The sequence below is a fragment of the Pseudarthrobacter sp. AB1 genome (genome assembly GCF_014926485.1).
Taxonomy (GTDB): Bacteria; Actinomycetota; Actinomycetes; order Actinomycetales; family Micrococcaceae; genus Arthrobacter.
The window spans coordinates 314,005-333,062 of the sequence record NZ_PZKO01000055.1 but is presented as its reverse complement, the minus strand read 5'-3'; the positions used below and the strand labels follow the sequence as shown (position 1 = coordinate 333,062).

The 19,058-nt window shown below is 64.8% G+C and carries 12 protein-coding genes; 5 read left to right on the top strand and 7 right to left on the bottom strand.

Annotated elements, in window-relative coordinates:
* Window positions 1-265 precede the first annotated feature (265 nt).
* Complete coding sequence (locus DAD99_RS15265; RefSeq protein ID WP_309233300.1) at window positions 266-4,270, top strand: FtsK/SpoIIIE domain-containing protein; 4,005 nt, start codon at window positions 266-268, stop codon at window positions 4,268-4,270.
* A 14-nt stretch (window positions 4,271-4,284) separates the two neighbouring features.
* On the opposite strand, the gene DAD99_RS15260 is transcribed toward DAD99_RS15265, so the two are convergent.
* Window positions 4,285-4,722: a hypothetical protein gene (locus tag DAD99_RS15260; RefSeq protein WP_375372246.1), complete on the bottom strand. Its 438-nt coding sequence runs from the start codon at window positions 4,720-4,722 to the stop codon at window positions 4,285-4,287.
* Window positions 4,723-4,953: 231 nt separating this feature from the next.
* Here DAD99_RS15260 and DAD99_RS15255 point away from each other — a divergent pair, with 231 nt between their 5' ends.
* A complete protein-coding gene (locus DAD99_RS15255; RefSeq protein WP_003804966.1) occupies window positions 4,954-5,202 on the top strand; it encodes a WhiB family transcriptional regulator in 249 nt (82 codons plus the stop codon).
* 162 nt (window positions 5,203-5,364) lie between these two features.
* Here DAD99_RS15255 and DAD99_RS15250 read toward each other — a convergent pair whose 3' ends face one another.
* The 4 genes from DAD99_RS15250 to DAD99_RS15235 form a co-directional block, all read right to left on the bottom strand.
* Entirely contained in the window at window positions 5,365-6,834 is a 1,470-nt protein-coding gene (locus DAD99_RS15250; RefSeq protein WP_193342187.1) for a sensor histidine kinase, read from the bottom strand.
* Between the two features lie 28 nt (window positions 6,835-6,862).
* Complete coding sequence (locus DAD99_RS15245) at window positions 6,863-11,716, bottom strand: NAD-glutamate dehydrogenase (RefSeq protein WP_193342186.1); 4,854 nt, start codon at window positions 11,714-11,716, stop codon at window positions 6,863-6,865.
* 69 nt (window positions 11,717-11,785) lie between these two features.
* Window positions 11,786-13,081, bottom strand: a complete 1,296-nt coding sequence (locus tag DAD99_RS15240) for a chromosome partitioning protein (RefSeq protein WP_193342185.1) — start codon at window positions 13,079-13,081, stop codon at window positions 11,786-11,788.
* Window positions 13,078-13,722, bottom strand: a complete 645-nt coding sequence (locus DAD99_RS15235; protein WP_193342184.1) for a hypothetical protein — start codon at window positions 13,720-13,722, stop codon at window positions 13,078-13,080. The genes DAD99_RS15240 and DAD99_RS15235 overlap by 4 nt, the downstream gene beginning before the upstream one ends.
* 152 nt (window positions 13,723-13,874) lie before the next feature.
* Here DAD99_RS15235 and DAD99_RS15230 point away from each other — a divergent pair, with 152 nt between their 5' ends.
* Complete coding sequence (locus DAD99_RS15230; protein WP_104062208.1) at window positions 13,875-14,090, top strand: helix-turn-helix domain-containing protein; 216 nt, start codon at window positions 13,875-13,877, stop codon at window positions 14,088-14,090.
* Between the two features lie 11 nt (window positions 14,091-14,101).
* On the opposite strand, the gene DAD99_RS15225 is transcribed toward DAD99_RS15230, so the two are convergent.
* Window positions 14,102-14,674 carry a hypothetical protein gene (locus tag DAD99_RS15225; protein ID WP_193342183.1) on the bottom strand — a complete coding sequence of 191 codons (573 nt, stop codon included), beginning with the start codon at window positions 14,672-14,674 and terminating at the stop codon, window positions 14,102-14,104.
* Window positions 14,675-14,823: 149 nt separating this feature from the next.
* Between DAD99_RS15225 and DAD99_RS15220 the strand changes: the two genes are divergently transcribed.
* Together DAD99_RS15220 and DAD99_RS21810 are read left to right on the top strand one after the other, a co-directional pair.
* On the top strand, window positions 14,824-15,657 hold the full coding sequence (locus tag DAD99_RS15220; RefSeq protein WP_193342182.1) for a LysM peptidoglycan-binding domain-containing protein: 834 nt from the start codon (window positions 14,824-14,826) through the stop codon (window positions 15,655-15,657).
* Window positions 15,658-15,700: 43 nt separating this feature from the next.
* Entirely contained in the window at window positions 15,701-16,168 is a 468-nt protein-coding gene (locus tag DAD99_RS21810; protein ID WP_227008044.1) for an Rv3235 family protein, read from the top strand.
* A 123-nt stretch (window positions 16,169-16,291) separates the two neighbouring features.
* Here DAD99_RS21810 and secA read toward each other — a convergent pair whose 3' ends face one another.
* The gene (gene secA / locus DAD99_RS15210) at window positions 16,292-19,030 is read right to left on the bottom strand and encodes a preprotein translocase subunit SecA (protein WP_193342181.1); all 2,739 of its coding nucleotides are present in this window, start codon (window positions 19,028-19,030) and stop codon (window positions 16,292-16,294) included.
* Window positions 19,031-19,058 lie beyond the last annotated feature (28 nt).

Genomic DNA, 19,058 nt, shown 5'->3' with positions numbered 1-19,058 from the left:
ACTGAACTCAAGGGAATCGCTCCTGCTAATGGAGGGCTCGGACATTGCGTGCGGCGTAGTGCCACTGATCCAGACCGAGGCCCACGGCCTGCGGACAGGAGCCGGCGAAGAAGTCCGGTGCCCTTGTCCACATACGGCACCTCGCCCCGCGACACACCCCTGCCTGACGGCTAGCTTAGAAACAAGCTGACCGTTAGGACTTCACATCATGCCGCTGCACTGCACGCTCGTTCGGAGCCCGGGCGCAGCTCTCCAGGAACCTCCCGTGGAGCTGACCATCACGGGTCCACTCGGGGCTTCTGGCGCGGAACTCCAGGCCGCGCTGACGGCAAAATTCGGGACCGGGATTGTCTCTGTCGACAGCCAGCCTGTAACTGAGCTCACGCTCGGACAGCCTCCGCTGGTCAACGGAGCCACAGTCGTTGATGGAGCGGACCTCACGGGTCGCAGATCCAGGCAGCGCACCTCCGAGCCGCCGGCGTCATTGGCCTTGGCGGTCCACAGTGGTGCCGGTGCGGGGACGGTTGTGCACCTGCGGCGGGGCACGTACATCATCGGCCGCAGCCATGCAGACATACGTATCCCCGACGCCGACCTTTCCCGCGCCCACGCACGCCTGGTGGTTAGTGAGACCGCCATCACGATTGTTGATCTCGACAGTGCCAACGGCACCGACGTGGACGGCGAGCGCGTACGGAATGCGGAGATTTCGACCGGCTCCAGCATTCGTTGCGGCAACTCCACCATGTCGTTGGTGTTTCTCGAGCGTTCCGGTGACGGACTAGCCGACGCGGGGATGGATGTCCACGAGCCGTTGGTTATCGGCCGCCGCGACGATCCAACGAACCGCGCGGCCCTGCTCCTGACTGCTGTGCTTCCATTGGTCATCGGCGTGGGCCTTGCCGTCCTAACCGGAATGTGGATGTTCCTGGCCTTCACCGCCGTCTCCGCAATCTCCATCCTGGTACCGGTGATCGGCGGGCGCCGGCAACGCCGCGAACTCGCTGCCGCCGTCAGTGCCGCTGTCACCCATGACCAGGAACGACGACGGCGGGCCGCGCCGCCGCTCTCGGACCTGACCATCGGGGGCACCACAGTGAAGGACCGGGCCGGGCCGGTCGCCAACGAGGGCATCTGGCTGCGGCTGGGCCAGGCCATTCAGCCAGCCAATCTCCGGTTTCAGCCCACGGATCCGGGCCGGGCCATTCCTTCGGCCGGTACACTGCCGCTCACGCTCAGCCCGGCCAGGCCCCTCACCACCATCAGCGGGCCACGCGCCGCCGTCAACGGGCTGGTGCGCTCACTCCTGATGCAGCTCGCCGGCTATCCGCTGGGCCGGAATACCCGGGTGGTCATCCACGGCAAGGCGGAGCATCTCCCCCTCGCCGCACGCTTTCTGGACGGCGTCACGCTTACCTGTCAGTCCAGTGCCGTTGGGACGCTGCTCGAACAAGGCTTCGGGCCGGTACATGGACACGGGCTGCTCCTTCTCATGGATGGGACGGAGTCCGCGGCCAAGATCACCGCCACCGCCTTGGAACACGGGTGGCAGGTCATTCATGCCCCCGCCGGCGCGACCGTGCCGACAAAAGCAGACGTAGAACTCGGTGAACGCTCGTCCGTGTTCAACGCCGGTGACGAAAGCATCCGGTTCGCTCCTGATCTGGCGCCCATTGATGTCTTCGACAGGTTCTGCCACCGCCTGGCGCGGGATGAGGACCGGACAGGCGGCGCGGGACGGACCATACCCCCAGCCTGCCGGCTCGCAGAGCTGCTCCCCCACTCCGCATCTGAAACATCCAGGCGATGGTCAGCAAACAGGAGCCGTCCCGGGCTTGCCGTTCCCATCGGCCGCGGTCTTGAGGGTGTCCGGACACTCGATCTCCAACGCGACGGACCGCACCTGCTGGTCGCCGGGACCACCGGCTCGGGCAAATCCGAACTCCTGCGCGGCCTGACTGTGGCCCTCGCCCTCAGCTTCGCGCCGGACCGCATCAACTTCCTCTTTGTGGACTTCAAGGGCGGCTCGGGACTCGGACCCCTGACCGGGCTCCCGCACTGCGTGGGAATGCTCACCGACCTGAGCAGCCATGAACTCGATCGCGCCCTCCAGTCCCTTCGCGCCGAGATCAAATTCCGGGAAGAGCGCCTTGCTGCGGTTCAGGCACCGGACCTGACCGCATTGCTGACAACGTCGGCTGGCCGGGCTTCGCCGCTCGCCCACCTGGTGATTGTCATCGACGAATTCCGGATGATGGTGGAGGATGCGCCCGAATCCCTCAGGGAACTCATGAGGATAGCCGCCATCGGCCGTTCCTTGGGCATCCACCTGATCATGGCCACGCAACGGCCCCAGGGAGCACTGACGGCCGACATCCGTGCCAACGTCACCACCAGCATCGCGTTGCGCGTCCAGTCAGAGATGGAATCGGTGGACATCATCAATTCCAAAGCCGCGGCGGGTATAAGCGTCGATACTCCAGGCCGGGCTTACCTGGCCCGCGGAACGGAGGCTCCCCTGGAGTTCCAGGCCGCATCGCTGACAGCCGGAGCCACCCGGAACGAACCGGCCGGAATATCGGTGTGGTTGGCCGCCGAGTACATCGATGCCCCCGCCGTACCGGAGGATTCCGGCTCTCCCGGCAGTGATCCGACTCCTGCCGAGGCAACCGCCCCGTTGATGGCTTCCATGTCCGGGTTGTGGGAGGCTATGAACCGTCCGGCAATTCGGAAGCCGGTTGCTGCACCACTTCCCAGTCAACTCCCCCAGCCGTTCGGCTCGGCAAATCCCGCGGCCGCTGACAGTGCCGGTACCCGCGCCCGTGACCGCACGAAGGCCGATGGCTGTGGTGCCAGCTGGTCCGTAGCGCTCGGCCTGATGGACCTGCCTGCCGAACAACGAACTGCCCCTTTGATCTGGGAACCTGCCGGCCACGGACACCTGGCACTCGTCGGCGGACCGGAATCAGGAGTGCCCGAGGCCATCCGGCTGGCAGTCCTCGGCTTGGCATCCCACGCCCGCGAATCCCACTTGTATGTGCTGGACCCGGACAGTTCGTTCGTGGGGTTGGCTTCCCACTGCAGGGTGGGCGCCACGGCAGGACTGCACGAGCTTCGCCGTGCCGTACGCATCCTGGAGCGTCTGGCACGGGAGCAGTCACTCCGCCTGGGACGTCCCGCCGCTGACAACGACATACCGCTCGTGCTCGTGATCGCTGGCTGGGGATCCTGGCTCTCGGCCTTACGTGCCGGGCCGTTGGCGTGGGCCGAGGACGTTCTCCATGACGTTGTCCGGGACGGAAGCCGGGCCGGCATCACGGTGATCATCTCGGGACAGCGGGAATTGGTTACTTCCAGGTTCTTCGCGGCCATTCCCAACCGCGTGTACTTCCCGACCGGGTCCAGCGACGACAGCCGGATTGCCTGGCCGAAACTCCCTCCGACAGCGCCCGCGGTGGGAAGGAGCGTAGCTGTGGGCGCGCTGTCGGGTGGAAGAACTGCAGTCTGCCAGTTCTACACCGCTGCCGGCGCTGAGGACGCAGATCCGGGGATAGCCCACGCGCCGGAGCTCTCCCTGCGGCGTCGACCATTCCGAGTGGAGCCCCTGCCGGCCGTGGTTTCCGCGGCCCAGATCCTGAACCGGGCGGCCCCTCAGCTCCCGGCTCAACTGAAAGGCAGGATCCCACTGGGGCAGCGCGTCCTCCGCATCGGCGTGGGCGGCGACGAACTTCAACCGATATCCGTCCGGGCGCCTGCAGGTGGAGTGCTGGCCGTGCTGGGCGGCCCTTCGTCTGGCAAGTCGTCTTTTCTCCGGCTCCTGCCAAAGATCAACCCTGAAGCAGGACCGTGGCTTATGCCGGAGCAGGACACCGACCCGGGTGCCTATTGGTCCGGGATCCTGCGCCAAGCGACGGCGGGCGGTCTGGAACGGAACTCGGTGGCATTAGTTGACGATGCGGACCTGTTGCTGCAGGACGTCACCCGTGACCTTGCCGACCTCAACACGTTTGGAATCACGGTGGTGATGACCGCGGGATACAGTCCGATACTCGCCCAGCGGGTTCCACTGGCGCTCCAGGCACGCAACTTGGGCTGCGGCATCCTGATCGCGCCCCGGACCTTCCTGGACGGCGACCTCTTAGGGGTCCGGTTCGAGGCGGAACCCAACCCGCCACCGGGACGGAGCATTCTCATCCAGAACGGCCGCGCCACCGCCGTCCAACTTGGCTGGGTACCGCTTGATCAGTCGAAGGACGGATTGGCCGCCTAAAGTGCCGGTGGCGCCTAGAATGCCGGAGGCGAATCGCCTGTCCGGGATGCGTAGCTGATGACGCGTTTGTCGAAAAGGAGCACTATCGCAGCAAGTGCCGGCACCACCATGGCAATCCCCGCCCAGATAACACCGCCGGTAAGGGTCGGGATGCCGATAGTAAGGACAAACAACTGAGCCACCAGCGCCGCTGCCCGCGTCCACCGGCGCCCGCGGAAGAGGAAGTGCCCCACCGAATAGAGCCAGGCCGAGAACGCGAGCAACAGGCCCAACGTAAAAACGGCTCCCCAAAAAGACAAGACCGGTGCACCGGTCAGGAGTTCGTAGCCGTACCAGGCGGCGGCAACCAACAGCGCGGTGGCCTCGGCGGCAACAACAAGAGCTATCGCCACAATGCCGCGCGGGCGCGTGGATGGCGACGGGTCTGCAGGGTTCATGGGGGGTCTTGACACACTGGCACCCTACCGGAGATAGTCGGACAGTGGCGGGGGTCGGCAATGCCCGTGTGATGTATCGCTCAGCTATCCGGGGATTTCAAGCTCTATTACCCCTTGTTTACACAGCGTTAACATGACAGGCTTGACTGAGATGACCAAGGGGGCCCCTGAGGGCCCTTTTCCTTTGTAGCTACTAGTGAATTATTTCACAAACGGCTTATCCCAGAATTGGAGCAACTGATCAGCATGGATTGGCGTAACCGCGCGGCGTGCCTCGACAAGGACCCGGAACTGTTTTTCCCCGTAGGAAACACAGGGCCTGCCCTCCTCCAGATTGAGGAAGCCAAAAGCGTCTGCCGCCGCTGCCCCGTCGTTGACACGTGCCTCCAGTGGGCGCTCGAGTCCGGCCAGGACGCCGGCGTCTGGGGCGGCATGAGCGAAGACGAACGCCGCGCCCTCAAGCGCCGCGCCGCACGCGCCCGCCGCGCCTCCTAGGTTCGGTCCATCCAGGTTTGGTCCCACGGGCCCAGCCTGACCGGGCCCGGTCCTAATAGGCCAAGCACCAACAGCCTCACATGCCGATGGCCGCGTCCCTTCCGGGTTGCGGCCATCGGCAGTTAAGTCAGTGACGGTCAAGTCACCGGTCAGGTCCCCGGGCTACCTGGGCGCCAGGCTGAGCCGGATCTGGACAGCCGTTCCGCCGCCTTCGCGCGGGTGCCACGCGATGGTGCCGCCCAGCTCACTGGTGACCAGCGTGCGGACAATCTGCAGTCCCAGTCCCTCGACGTGCGGCGTATCCGGGAGTCCCACACCGTCGTCGGCAATGGTGACGGTCAGCAGTTCCTCGCCGTCCTCCTCTTCGGAACGGTCGGCGATGAGCCACACCGTGCCAGTGCGTCCTTCGAGGCCATGCTCGACGGCGTTGGTCACCAGTTCATTGATGACCAGAGCCAGCGGGGTGGCGAAGTCGCTGGGCAGTTCGCCAAACAATCCGGCGCGCTCGGTCTTGACCTGCTGCGACGGCGAAGCGACCTCCGCGGACAGCCTGAACTGGCGGCCGATCAGCTCGTCGAAGTCAACGCTCTGCGCCAGGCCCTGTGACAGTGTCTCGTGCACCAGTGCGATGGTCGCCACGCGCCGCATCGCCTGCTCCAGGCCTTGCTTGGCCTCGTCGCTGACCATGCGGCGGGACTGCATACGCAGCAGGGCTGCAACGGTCTGCAGGTTGTTTTTCACGCGGTGGTGGATCTCGCGGATGGTTGCGTCCTTGGTGACGAGTTCCATCTCCCGGCGCCGCAGTTCGGACACGTCCCGGCACAGCACCAGCGCACCAAAGCGCTGCTGCTCATCCCGCAGCGGGATGGCCCGCAGTGACAGGCTCACACCACGGGATTCGATCTCGCTGCGCCACGGCATCCGTCCGGTCACCACCAGCGGCAGCGTCTCGTCCACGAGCCTCCGGTCCTTCAGCAGGCCGGCGGTCACCTCGGCCAGGGAACGGCCTTCCAGTGACTCGCCGTCGCCCAGCCGCCGGAAGGCCGATACCCCGTTGGGGCTTGCGTACTGCACAATGCCTTCGGCATCGAGCCGGATCAGCCCGTCCCCCACACGAGGCGCGCCGCGGCGCGAACCGGTGGGCGAGGCAAAGTCGGGCCACAGTCCCAGCGTTCCCATCCGGAGGAGATCGTAGGCGCACTGCCGGTACGTCAGCTCCAGGCGGGACGGCATCCTGGAACTGGACAGGTCCATGTGAGTGGTCACCACGGCAAGGGTCCGGCCGTTGCGGACCATCGGCACAGCCTCCACCCGCAACGCCATGTCCGTGCTCCAGTTGGTCTCGCTGGACCGTTCGATGGCGCGGCTGCTCCAGGCCTTGTCGACCAGCGGCTGCAGTTCCTGCCGGATGGGCTCGCCCACAAAGTCGCCGTGGAACACGGTGTGCGTGGTGGACGGCCTGACGTGCGCCAGCGCCACATAGCCGTGATCCGGGTGCGGGAACCACAATGCCAGGTCGGCGAACGCCAAGTCAGCGACCATCTGCCAGTCGCCCACCAGGAGGTGCAGCCATTCGGCATCGCCCGGCCCGAAATCAGCGTGTTCCCTGATGGGGTCCGTAAAGATTGCCACTGCACCTCCAGTTACGACGCCGGGATTCCTAGCGTCGGACGATTGACCTCAAGAGCCTCAATGCTACCGACAGTGACGCCATATCGTCGGCTTCGAGCGAGTTGACCTCGTCAAACATGCTCTTCGCCCTGCCCAGCTGCTCGGCATTCTGGCGTTCCCAGTCCTTCAGCCTGTCCTCCGCAGAGTCCCCGGACGTTGTTGACTCGAGTACCGCCGTCGTCATGTCCGAGACGGTGGAATAAAGGTCATCCCTGAGTGCGGCCCTGGCCAGCGCCTGCCACCTGTCCTGGCGCGGCAGGCTGCTGATCCGTTCCAGCAGCGAGTCAGCGTGGAAGCGGTTGAACACGGTGTAGTAAACCGCCGCAATCTCTTCCACCGGCTCCTTACGGGCATGCACGATCTTGGCGATGTCCAGCAGGGCAAAGCTCTCGAAGAGCTCCGCCCACCTAATGGCAAGCCCCTCCGGAAGGTCCCACCCGCGCGCGGTCTCCAGCCAGTTGTCAACGCGGTCACGGTCATCGCCGCGGAGATAATCCAGCAGCCGCGCGCGCATCGGGTCCAGGAGCGGCTTGAATTCGGCCACGGTCTCCGCGATGGGCCGGGACGTGCCGCCCTGGGCCAGCAGCCACCGGACGGCGCGGTCCAGCAGGCGGCGGATGTCCAGGTGGACGGTGCTCCAGTGTTCGGTGGGGAACGACGCCGGCAGGCTGTTCAGCTCCGCCACCATGGTGGTCAGGTCGAAGATCTCGCGGAGCGCCACGAAGGACTTGGCCACAGCCACCTCCGTGGCCGAGGTTTCCTCCATGGTGCGGAAGGCGAAGGTGATGCCGCCCATGTTGATCATGTCGTTGGCCACCACCGTGGCAATGATCTCGCGCCGCAGCGGATGGGTGTCCAGTTCGGCGTCGAACCGTTCCCGCAGCTGCTGCGGGAAGTACGCTCGCAGCGTCGCTCGGAACCACGGATCGTCGGCGAGGTCGCTGTCACGCAGTGCCGATGCCAGTTCGATCTTCGCGTAAGCCGCCAGCACCGAGAGCTCCGGTGACGTCAGCCCCTGGCCCTGGCTTAAGCGTTCCCGCAGCGTTTCGGTGCTGGGCAGCGCTTCAAGGTCACGCTTCAGGTCAGCCGACTTTTCCAGCCAGTCCATCAGGCGCTCATAGCTGGGGCTCCACTCGGCCACGCGCATCCGGTCGTTCAGAAGCAGGATGTTCTGGTCCACGTTGTCCTCAAGGACCAGCCGCCCCACTTCGTCCGTCATGGAGGCGAGGAACCCTGCCCGTTCCTCCGTGGTCAGTTTGTCCGCAGCCACCATCCGGTCCACAAAGATCTTGATGTTCACTTCATGGTCGGAGCAGTCGACGCCGGCCGAGTTGTCGATCGCGTCGGTGTTCAGGATGACGCCTTGCAGGGCGGCTTCGATGCGGCCGCGCTGCGTCATGCCCAGGTTTCCGCCTTCGCCCACCACCTTGACCCGAAGGTCCTGGCCGTCCACGCGGATGGAGTCATTGGCCTTGTCACCTACGGACGCGTTGGACTCGGTGCTGGCCTTGACGTACGTTCCGATCCCGCCGTTGTACAGCAGGTCGGCGGGGGCGAGCAGAATGGCGCGGAGAAGTTCCGGCGGGCTCAGCTCGGTGATCGCCTCCGGCAGACCCAGCGCCGCCCGGACCTGGCGCGAGACCGGAATGGATTTGGCCTGGCGGGCGTACACGCCGCCGCCTTCGCTTATGAGGGATTTGTCGTAGTCATCCCATGAGGACCGCGGCAGTTCAAACAGCCTCCGCCGTTCCACGAACGACGATTCCGTTTCCGGTGCGGGGTCCAGGAAGATGTGCCGGTGGTCGAAGGCCGCCAGCAGCCGGATGTGCCGGGACAGGAGCATGCCGTTTCCAAACACGTCACCGGACATGTCGCCCACGCCCACCACGCTGAACGGCTGGGTCTGGGTGTCCACGTCGAGCTCGCTGAAGTGGCGTTTTACCGACTCCCAGGCGCCACGGGCCGTGATGCCCATGGCCTTGTGGTCATACCCCACCGAACCTCCGGAGGCGAACGCGTCACCAAGCCAGAACCCGTATTCAGCGGCAAGCCCGTTGGCGATGTCGGAGAACGTGGCCGTCCCCTTGTCCGCCGCCACCACGAGGTAGGAATCGTCGTCGTCGTGCCTTACAACGTCCGACGGCGGCACAACAGTTTCGCCCTCAGCTCCGGCGACCAGGTTGTCAGTGAGGTCCAACAGGCCCCGGATGAACGTCTTGTAGCTTTCAACGCCCTCGGCCATCCACGCCGCACGGTCCGCGGCGGGGTCGGGCAGCCGCTTGGCGAAGAAACCGCCCTTGGCGCCGGTGGGAACAATGACCGCGTTCTTGACGGTCTGCGCCTTCACCAGGCCAAGGATCTCCGTCCGGAAATCCTCGCGCCGGTCAGACCAGCGCAAGCCGCCCCGGGCCACCTTGCCGAAGCGGAGGTGGACGCCCTCGACCCGAGGGGAATAGACCCAGATTTCGAACATCGGCCGCGGGAACGGCAGCCCCTCAATCCCGGCAGGATCGAGCTTGAAGCTCAGGTGCGTCTTGTACTGGTAGTAATTGGTGCGTAGGGTCGCCTCGATCAGGTTCGCCAAGGTCCGCAGCACACGATCGGCGTCGAGCGTTGCCACCTCGTCAATGGCAGCCGACAGCTCGCCGCGGACCTTCTCCTGCGCCGCAAGGCGCTCGGTCCCACTCAGTGCGGGGTCGAACCGGGCCGCGAAAAGAGCCGTCAGGGCCTTGGTGACCTCGGGATTGGCGAGCAGAGTGTCCGCCATGAAGCCCACCGAGTTGGTGTTCCCCATTTGCCGCATGTACCGGGCGTAGGCCCGCAGGACCGTGATCTGGCGCCACTGCATCCCCTCACGCAGAACCAGCCGGTCAAAGCTGTCCGACTCAACGGCGCCGGATACGGCGGCACCGAACGAGTCGGCCAGCAGCTGTCCTGTGGCCAGCGGATCAATGCCGACAGGATATTTCAGCCCGAGGTCATAGAGGAAGAAGTCCCGCTGGTCAGCTGTCTCGATCTCAAAGGGCCGCTCATCCAGCACCTCGAGTCCAAGATTGTGGAAGAACGGCAGGATCTGGCTCAGACTCTTGGGCTCCAACATGTACAGCTTGACGCGGGCATCCTCTTCGAGGACTTCACCGGCACCCTTGGGCAAGTACACGTGGACGCCCGGCCGTTCCTGCTTTGCACCGGCTGTGCGCTCGGCTTCAGCCCCGTATTTCTCGAAACGGGCGATGTCCTCCAGCGCGTCTTCGACTTCGTAATCCACCCGGTAGCCGGCCGGAAAAGCCTCCGACCAGATGGCTGCGAGCTCCTTCGCCTGCTCATCCGCGCCGCGTTCCCGCAGGACTTCAGCGATGCCCTCACTCCACGAACGGGCTGCCCGGACCAGCCGCGCTTCAAGCTCATCGGCGTTAACGTGGCTGATCTCAGCGCCCTTGGGCAGGCGGATCCGGAAGAACAGGCGGGCGAGGGCCGATTCGGTCATCCGCGCCTCGTAGTCGATGGTCTCCGCCTGGAACGTGGTCCGCAGTTCTTCCTCGATGCGGAGGCGGACATTGGTGGTGTACCGGTCACGCGGAAGGTAGACCAACGCGGACATAAAACGGCCGTAGATGTCCGGCCGGAGGAACAGGCGGGTCCGCCGCCGCTCCTGCAATCTCTGGATGCCGGTTGCGGTGGCCGCCAGGTCCTCGGTCTCGATCTGGAACAGTTCGTCGCGGGGGTACGTCTCCAGGATCCCCAAAAGGTCCTTGCCGGAGTGGGAGTCCGGCGGGAAGCCCGCATTGCCCAGCACGGCGTCCACTTTTTCGCGCACGATGGGGATGTTCCGGACGGATCCGGCGTAGGCACTGGTCGCGAACAGGCCGATGAAGCGGCGCTCGCCGTTGACGTTGCCTACGGCGTCAAAACTCTTCACGCCGATGTAGTCAAGGTACGCGGGACGGTGGACCGTGGACCGCGAGTTTGCCTTGGTGATTACCAGCGCCTTCTTTTCCCGCGCCTTTTTTCGGCCGGCGTCGGTGAGGTGCTGCATGTGCGGAGCGCCCGGCTTCGCCCGGAGCAGTCCGAGACCGCTGTCTTCACGCAGCTCCAGCACATCTTCACCGTCGACGGTGACCAGGTCGTACTCGCGGTATCCGAGGAAAGTGAAGTTGCCATCGTCGAGCCAGCGCAAAAGGTCCTGCGCCTGCCGCAGTTCGGCAATCTGGGCCGGGTGGGACACCTGGTCCAGACTCGCGGCAATCTGTTGGGCCTTGTTTCGCATCTTGGGCCAGTCTTCGACGGCGGCGCGCACGTCTCCCAGAATGCGGTCCAGCCCGTCCAGCAACGACGCCTTTGCCTCGTCGGAGACGCGGTTGATTTCCACGGCGATCCACGACTCCATGTGGGAGGCGTTTTCGCCTTGCGCAATGAGGTGCGACAACATGGGCATCGCCGCCGTATCACCGCTGGAGAGACCAATGTGGGACGGGACCCGATCAACCTTAACCAGCTGCCCCGTTTCCCGGTTCCGGGTCACCACGAACAGCGGATGAAGGACAAGTCCGATGGCGGCGTTCTGGCGCACAAGCTCGGCGTTGACCGAGTCAACAAGGAAAGGCATATCGTCCGTGACGACATAGACGACGCTGCTGTCTTCCTCGTTGACGATGGAAACCTGAGCCTGGCCCGGCTGCCGGTTCGCGGCGACACCGCGGTGGGTTTCCGCCCGGCTGGCCAGCACCTCCGGGGAATACGTCCGGGCATCCTCTTCGGCAAGATGCTGGTAATAATCCGCCAGGAACCCCTCCCGGTCACCAATAGCCAAGGCTTGATCCTCCACGCTGGATCCAGACGACATCAACAAACGCCTCCATCACAAGTTTGATGCTGCACCGTTGCAGCTCCTACGGTGAGCCTAGCCCTTTCGCTAAAGCCTCGGTGTGGAAGAAAATACAGAGGATCGGGAAGATCGCTGGACAGGTGCACAAACCAATTCGGCGAGCGCCTGCCTGAGCTTGGAATCCGGCGCCGTTTCGAGCAGCAGCGAGCCGCCCAGCAGCGCCGCATCGGCTGCGGGGCTGTCGGCCGGCAGGAAGGCTGCGATCTGCGACGACGGGCCATACCGCCCCCACGCATCCTTCAGCTGGCGTTCCGGGGATCTCCCCACCGCCGCCGCCCGGACCTTGTTCATCACCACAACAGGCGACACCTGCGGTACTGCCAACTCGAGCTCCGCGAGGCCGCGGACAAGCCGGGGAACCCCCACCGGATCGGCGGCGCCCACGGCATAGACGGTGTCCGCCAGTTCCAGGCTCCGCAGTGTCGCGGCGTTCCGGCGCGGAGCCATCGTGTCGAAGCTGAGTTCCTCGTCCGCCTCCAGGCAGAAGCCGGTGTCCACAACCACGACGTCGGCAACCTCCTTCGCGCGTTCCAACACCAGCGACAGGGCTGCTGCCCGCAATTCCGTCCACCTGTCCGCCCGCGTAATGCCGGTCAGGACCCGGAAAGTACCAAGTTTGGTGGTGACAGGGGTGGCCACCTTCAGCAGCGCATCGGCGTCGAGCAGTCCCTGGTCCGCAAGCCGGCAGGCCTGTGCGATCCCGGCAGATTCATCCAGCAGGCCCAGGACTGCCGCCATGCTGGCCCCGTAACTGTCGGCGTCGACGAGGAGCACGGATTTGCCATCCGCAGCCAACTCCCCCGCGATGTTGGCCGCAACGAAGGTCCGGCCCGGCGAACCGGCGGGACCCCACACGGCAATGATCTTGCCCGCCCCGGAGGCCGGCGGCACATCCGGCTGATCCGCGGGACGTTGACGCAGCGCAGCACTGCTATCCCCCAGCCCGCTCCCGGGCGTCGCAACCGAGGCAGTGCCGGTCAGCTGGGCAACCGCTTCGGCAATCCTGCCGGCCAAGGCGGCAGACTCCACTCCGGTCAGTGCGGACGCCACGCCGATCCCCCGCAGCCTGGCGGCCTCGTCGGCGTCATCCGTGAGGGCGACGATCGCCACGCCCACGGCACCGAGCCGGTCAACGAGCGAGGCAGTCAGGCTCTCGCAACCGTCGGCCACAACCGCAGCCCGTGCCAGGCCGCTCTGGCAGGCGGCCAGCAGTTCGGTCAGTTCGGCGCAGCGACGGACCACAGTGACGGGACCGTGCAGCCGCTCCAACCCGCCCACCACATCCTCGCGGGCCTGTCCCACGGTGACCACGGGGATGCTCATGAGGCCCCGCCGCCCGGGTTCCACACCACTGAAATCTTGGCCTGGTTCGCCTGCGCGCCGAGGAGGGCCGGCATGTGGCTGTCGGCAACCAGCAACATCAGCACCGTGTTGCGGGAGGACCCCAAGGCCGTGGAGCCAGCGGTCACCTGGGCAATTTCCGCGCGAGGCAGCAGGAGCTTTGGCTCACTGAAACCGTTGCGTGCATCCGGCAAGGCAACCCAGACATCCACCCGGGTCCCGGCCACTGCCTGCGGCGGCAGTGCTTCATCAACGGTCACGGCCACGGGCTTGCGGTCCAACGCATCCACAGTGGCCAGGCTTTCCTTCGGCACCAACTGGTTCTTCCCGATTCTCTGGACTGCCACCAGCCCGTCCGGCAGCCCTGCTTCAACGGTGACGTAATGTTGTTCAGTCTCACCCAGGCGGACCTTGGCCCGGACCACATTGTCCGCTGTCAGCTTCTCACCTACCGCAATGGAGTCCCGGGCGGCGTAAACCTCGGTGGTCTGATCGGCGCTGCCAACCAGGGAGATCATTCCCACCACCGATGCCAGGACCAGCAATACGCCAACCAGCAGGCGGGGATCCTTCCACGACGGCGGTTTCAACCTGGCACCCGTAGTAGCTGCATCGTGACTCATGCTTTTCTCCCCCTTGCTCCGGCCCAGTCGGTTGGCTGCGCCCGGACACCTCATTGTTACGGCATGGGCCCCGGAACAAAAGTCAAACGGCTAAACAACATCAAACTGTGGATAACCGCACTAGATGGCACCTTCAATGGCAAAATGGAACCATGCCCAGATTCCTCACTCTTGCCGATGTTGCTGAACAACTGCAGATCAACTCGCCGGCGGCTTATGCCCTGGTTCGCAGCGGAGAATTGAAAGCCATCCAGGTGGGTGGACGGGGGCAGTGGCGCGTTGAGGAAAAGATGCTGGAGCAATACATCGAAGAGCGTTACGCCGAGGCCAGCCGCATGATCCAGGAAGCCAAAGCCAAGCAGGGCTGACCCAGGCCCCGCTAGAGTTCCCCTGCACTCCATGACCGGAGTGCCCCCAGCGCCGCAAACGGAATCGTGGCAACCTGCCGGACCTGCGATGCCCGCCGGGACTCGCCGGGGGTGACCAGTGCCAGGTCCAAAAAGTCACTTCCTACCCTGTCAATGACTCCGGCCAGCCCAGAGCCTCTTTCCGGCGCGTGGCGCAGAGTGACGGCCAGTTCGGCCCGGTCACGCGCGAGGCCCCGCAGCGCATGTGCCAATCCGATCCGGCGCCGTACCTGCGACGTCTCGGCCACGGAGACCCGCCCCAAGCCCGCGTAGCTCGCCACTGCGCCATACGGGATGAGCACCTGGTGACGCGTCTCGTTCAGGACCAGGGCGTCGGCGCCGGCATGACTCAAGGTTCCTTCGAAGACGCGTCCACACACCAGGTGCACTGCCACGTGACTGTCCAAGGAACCGCGCAAGCGGTCAGCCAGGGCTACGGAGGCTGTTTCCGCTCTCGCCCGCTCAGAGATCTCGGCATCAAGCCCCAGCCGCTCGCCCTCGGCGAACTGTGCCTCCATGTCACTGAACAGAGCATCCCAACGCATGGGGCCAAGCGTAGGGCGCGGCTTCATCCGGGGTCAATTCATCGAAGACTTCACTCCAGTCTCTGGACAAACCCGGCACGGTTGCGTAAAACTGGTCCTATCTTTATCAAATGACATCAAACTGCATCAAACCTAAGATAGGAACCACCATGGCGGCAGGTACAGCACGCGGGCTCCGCGCAGACGCCGTTATGGCGGCGTCCATCCTTCTGTTGGGATTCTTCCTCTGCATCGCCGGCGGGGGCATGGTGGATCGGTGGCAAGTATCAACAGCCCGCCGGCAAGGCCCGGAACTCGATGATTTGCTTGGTGCCGTGGCCGTTGCCGCAGGACTGGCCATCGTGGCCTGGTGGATCCTCTCGATGATGGTGGCGGCAACGGCTGCCGTGCTTGAAAAGTGCGGCAGGCGGCGGGCCGCCGACAGGACAGGCAAGTGCTGCCCGGAGTTTATGCGTCGGCTTGCTGTGGCCGTACTGTCGGTGCAACTGCTGTCGGCACCGCTGGCTCACGCGGCCGCACCACCGGCCGGACCTGCCTGGGTACCTACACAGGAAGTGGCCGTCCAGGACGTACCGGTCCACGGCGTAGCCATCCAGGCGCAGTGGTCCCCCACCAGCGGCCACCCGCAGATCCCGGAAGCAGAGGGCACAGCTCCCGGGGACCCAGGAGACCAGACCAGCCAAGCTCCTGCGCCTGCGGTCCGGCCCGACTGGCGTCCCAGCCCGCCGGTTCTGGACCCCGGCCTGATGGCTGCCCAGCCCGTCCGGGCGGAGCAGACCACACTGCCGGCGTTGAGTGAGGTCACGGTGCTGGCCGGCGACACACTGTGGGACATCGCCTCCGGCCACTTGGGCCCGGCTGCGTCGGACGTGGATGTCGCCCTGCACTGGCCCCGCTGGTATGAGGCCAACAAATCCCAGATCGGCGAGAGCCCGCACGTCCTGCTGCCCGGGCAGATATTGAAAGCACCCTCCGCGGCCTGACCCACGTTCCGACATTCATCAGCTCACGACTAAGGGGAATCACATGTACGCAGTTACGCCAATCCGCTCCGCCCCGGTTAACCCGGGCCGCGCGGAAGCAGTCCGCCAGGCACCTCCGCGCACCACTTCCGCGCCGGTCGCGCCCCTGCGTGCTGCAGACGAGACCTCAGAAATCCTGGCAATCACCCGCAGCACCGTCCAGGCGGCCATGGAAGTCCTCGCCGGCATCCGGCCGATCCACCAGCTCGCGCGGCGCCTGGATCCGCGCTGCCTCGCCGTTCTGCAGCACCGCTCGGCCCTGATCCGCCGCGAACAGGGCCGGTCCGCCTCGCCATCCCTGGCCCGGCTGCACAGGAACTCCATCGTGCGCTCGGTCCGCGCCTGCGAGGTCGCCCCGGGCATTTATGAGGCAAGCGCCGTGGTGGTCGACGATGTCCGGGCCCGGGCGGTGGCGGTCCGCCTTGAACGCAGCAAGCAGGTCTGGCGCGTGACCGAGTTTATGGTCGGCTAACCGTTTGCCCACAATCGGCAGCCAAGCGGTCACAGACGAAGAAGTGCCCGGAGCTAAATTGCTCCGGGCACTTCTTTTGTCCGGCTACGGCCTACAGGGTTTTACCTGGAAACCGTGACTGGATCAGCGGCGCTTCTTCTTGGCCGGACGCTTGGTGGCGTCCTGCGCTGCAGCTTTGGCCGGGTTGCCGGACTTGGACGAGGAGCGGGCTTCCACCCGGGTCTCGGATGCGCCGTCTTCACGGGGAGCCGTGTACTGCAGCTGGGCAGGCTTCTCCGGCGCTTCCAGGCCGGCGGCGTGGATCTGCGGCTCAACGTGCTCGGTGTGGCCGCCGGCTGCGTCCGGAACCACCACATCCTGGGCCGGAGTCACCTCAACTTCAAGGTTGAAGAGGAAACCGACGCTTTCCTCGCGGATGGCCTCCATCATGCTCTGGAACATGGTGAAGCCCTCGCGCTGGTATTCCACCAGCGGGTCACGCTGTGCCATGGCACGCAGGCCGATGCCTTCCTTGAGGTAGTCCATCTCGTAGAGGTGTTCCTGCCACTTACGCCCGATGACTGACAGCACCACGCGGCGTTCCAGCTCGCGCATGCTTTCGGAACCGATGGTCTCTTCCCGGGTCTGGTAGACCACGCGGGCATCGGAGAGCAGTTCTTCCTTGAGGAATTCAACAGTGAGCTTGGACTTGCCACCGGCTTCCTCAATGATCTCTTCCGCTGTGACGCTGACAGGGTAGAGCGTTTTGAGGTTGGTCCACAGCTGGGTGTAGTCCCAGTCGTCGCCATTGCCTTCGGCCGTGGCGGAGTCGATCAGGGCGGTGATGGTGTCCTCGACGAAGAACTGGACCTTCTCGTGCAGGTCGTCACCTTCGAGGATCCGGCGGCGGTCACCGTAGATGGCTTCGCGCTGGCGGTTCAGGACGTCGTCGTACTTCAGGACATTCTTGCGCTGCTCGGCGTTGCGGCCTTCAACCTGGCCCTGCGCCGACGCGATGGCCCGGGAAACGAGTTTCGATTCCAAAGCCACATCATCCGGAACGGAACTGTTCATCAACCGCTCGGCTGCGCCGGAGTTGAAGAGCCGCATCAGGTCATCGGTCAGGGAGAGGTAGAAGCGTGATTCGCCGGGGTCGCCCTGGCGGCCGGAACGGCCACGGAGCTGGTTGTCGATGCGGCGGGACTCGTGACGCTCAGTTCCCAGGACATACAGACCGCCGAGGTTCAAGACTTCCTCATGTTCGTCCTTCACGGACTGATTGGCGGCCTCCAGGGCAGCAGGCCAGGCGGTTTCGTACTCTTCGGAATTCTCTTCCGGGTCCAGCCCGCGCTTGGCGAGGTCGGCCACCGCGGTGAATTCGGCGTTGCCGCCCAGCATGATGTCCGTGCCTCGGCCTGCCATGTTGGTGGCCACCGTAACAGCACTCTTGCGTCCGGCCTGCGCAACGATGGCCGCCTCACGGGCGTGGTTCTTGGCGTTCAGGACTTCGTGCCTGATGCCCTCCTTGGCGAGCAGCCCGGAGAGGTATTCACTCTTTTCGACACTTGTGGTGCCCACCAGGATGGGCTGGCCCTCCTCGTGACGCTCGGCGATGTCCTTTACGACGGCGTCGAACTTCACCTTTTCGTTCTTGAACACGAGGTCTGACTGGTCGAGGCGCTGCATGTCCCGGTTGGTGGGGATGGCCACCACGCCGAGCTTGTACGTGCCCATGAACTCGGCGGCCTCAGTCTCGGCCGTCCCGGTCATGCCTGCCAGCTTGGAGTACATCCGGAAGTAGTTCTGCAGCGTCACCGTGGCCAGCGTCTGGTTTTCGGCCTTGATCTCCACGGCTTCCTTGGCCTCGATGGCCTGGTGCATGCCCTCGTTGTAGCGGCGCCCGGCCAGAATACGGCCAGTATGTTCGTCAACGATCAGCACTTCGCCGTCGAGGATGACGTAGTCCTTGTCCCGCTTGAACAGTTCCTTGGCCTTGATGGCGTTGTTCAGGAAGCCGATGAGCGGAGTGTTGGCGGATTCGTAGAGGTTCTGGATGCCCAGGTAGTCCTCCACCTTTTCGATGCCGCTTTCAAGGACGCCGACGGTGCGCTTCTTCTCGTCCGCCTCGTAGTCCTCGCCGGCCTTCAGCCGCTGCACTACCTTGGCAAATTCGCTGTACCACCGGTTGGTGTCGCCCTGTGCCGGGCCGGAAATGATGAGTGGTGTGCGGGCTTCGTCGATGAGGATGGAGTCGACCTCATCAACAATGGCGAAGTTGTGGCCGCGCTGGACGAGTTCTGACTGGTCCCACGCCATGTTGTCGCGCAGGTAGTCAAAACCGAACTCGTTGTTTGTGCCGTAGGTGATGTCCGCGGCGTACTGCTGCCGGCGCACCGCGGGATCCTGGTTGGACAGGATGCAACCGCTGGTCAGGCCAAGGAACCGGTAGACCCGGCCCATGAGGTCAGACTGGTATTCGGCAAGGTAGTCGTTCACCGTGATGACGTGGACGCCATTGCCGGTGAGGGCGTTGAGGTAGGCGGGCGCGGTGGCCACGAGCGTCTTACCTTCGCCGGTCTTCATTTCGGCGATGTTGCCGAGGTGGAGGGCAGCGCCGCCCATGAGCTGGACGTCAAAGTGACGCATGCCCAGGGTCCTGGATGAGGCCTCGCGCACCGCGGCGAAAGCCTCCGGCAGGAGATCGTCCAGCTGCACGCCGTCCTGGTGGCGGGCGCGGAGGTGGTCAGTTTCCTCGCGGAGCTCTGCATCCGTGAAGGTTTTGAACGAGTCTTCGAGCGCATTGATGGAATCGGCATAGTTCCGCAGTTGCCGCAGGGTTTTTTTGTCACCCGTGCGGAGAAGTTTTTCGATAAGTGATGCCACGTGAAGATACTCCCAGTCTTATGCTGCC

What these genes read in the sequence shown, in the direction of transcription:
- DAD99_RS15245 (WP_193342186.1), bottom strand. Translation starts at nt 11,716, where the DNA reads ATGTCGTCTGGATCCAGCGTGGAGGATCAAGCCTTGGCTATTGGTGAC.
- DAD99_RS15230 (WP_104062208.1), top strand. Translation starts at nt 13,875, where the DNA reads ATGCCCAGATTCCTCACTCTTGCCGATGTTGCTGAACAACTGCAGATC.
- DAD99_RS15225 (WP_193342183.1), bottom strand. Translation starts at nt 14,674, where the DNA reads ATGCGTTGGGATGCTCTGTTCAGTGACATGGAGGCACAGTTCGCCGAG.
- DAD99_RS15240 (WP_193342185.1), bottom strand. Translation starts at nt 13,081, where the DNA reads ATGAGCATCCCCGTGGTCACCGTGGGACAGGCCCGCGAGGATGTGGTG.
- DAD99_RS21810 (WP_227008044.1), top strand. Translation starts at nt 15,701, where the DNA reads ATGTACGCAGTTACGCCAATCCGCTCCGCCCCGGTTAACCCGGGCCGC.
- DAD99_RS15220 (WP_193342182.1), top strand. Translation starts at nt 14,824, where the DNA reads ATGGCGGCAGGTACAGCACGCGGGCTCCGCGCAGACGCCGTTATGGCG.
- DAD99_RS15255 (WP_003804966.1), top strand. Translation starts at nt 4,954, where the DNA reads ATGGATTGGCGTAACCGCGCGGCGTGCCTCGACAAGGACCCGGAACTG.
- DAD99_RS15235 (WP_193342184.1), bottom strand. Translation starts at nt 13,722, where the DNA reads ATGAGTCACGATGCAGCTACTACGGGTGCCAGGTTGAAACCGCCGTCG.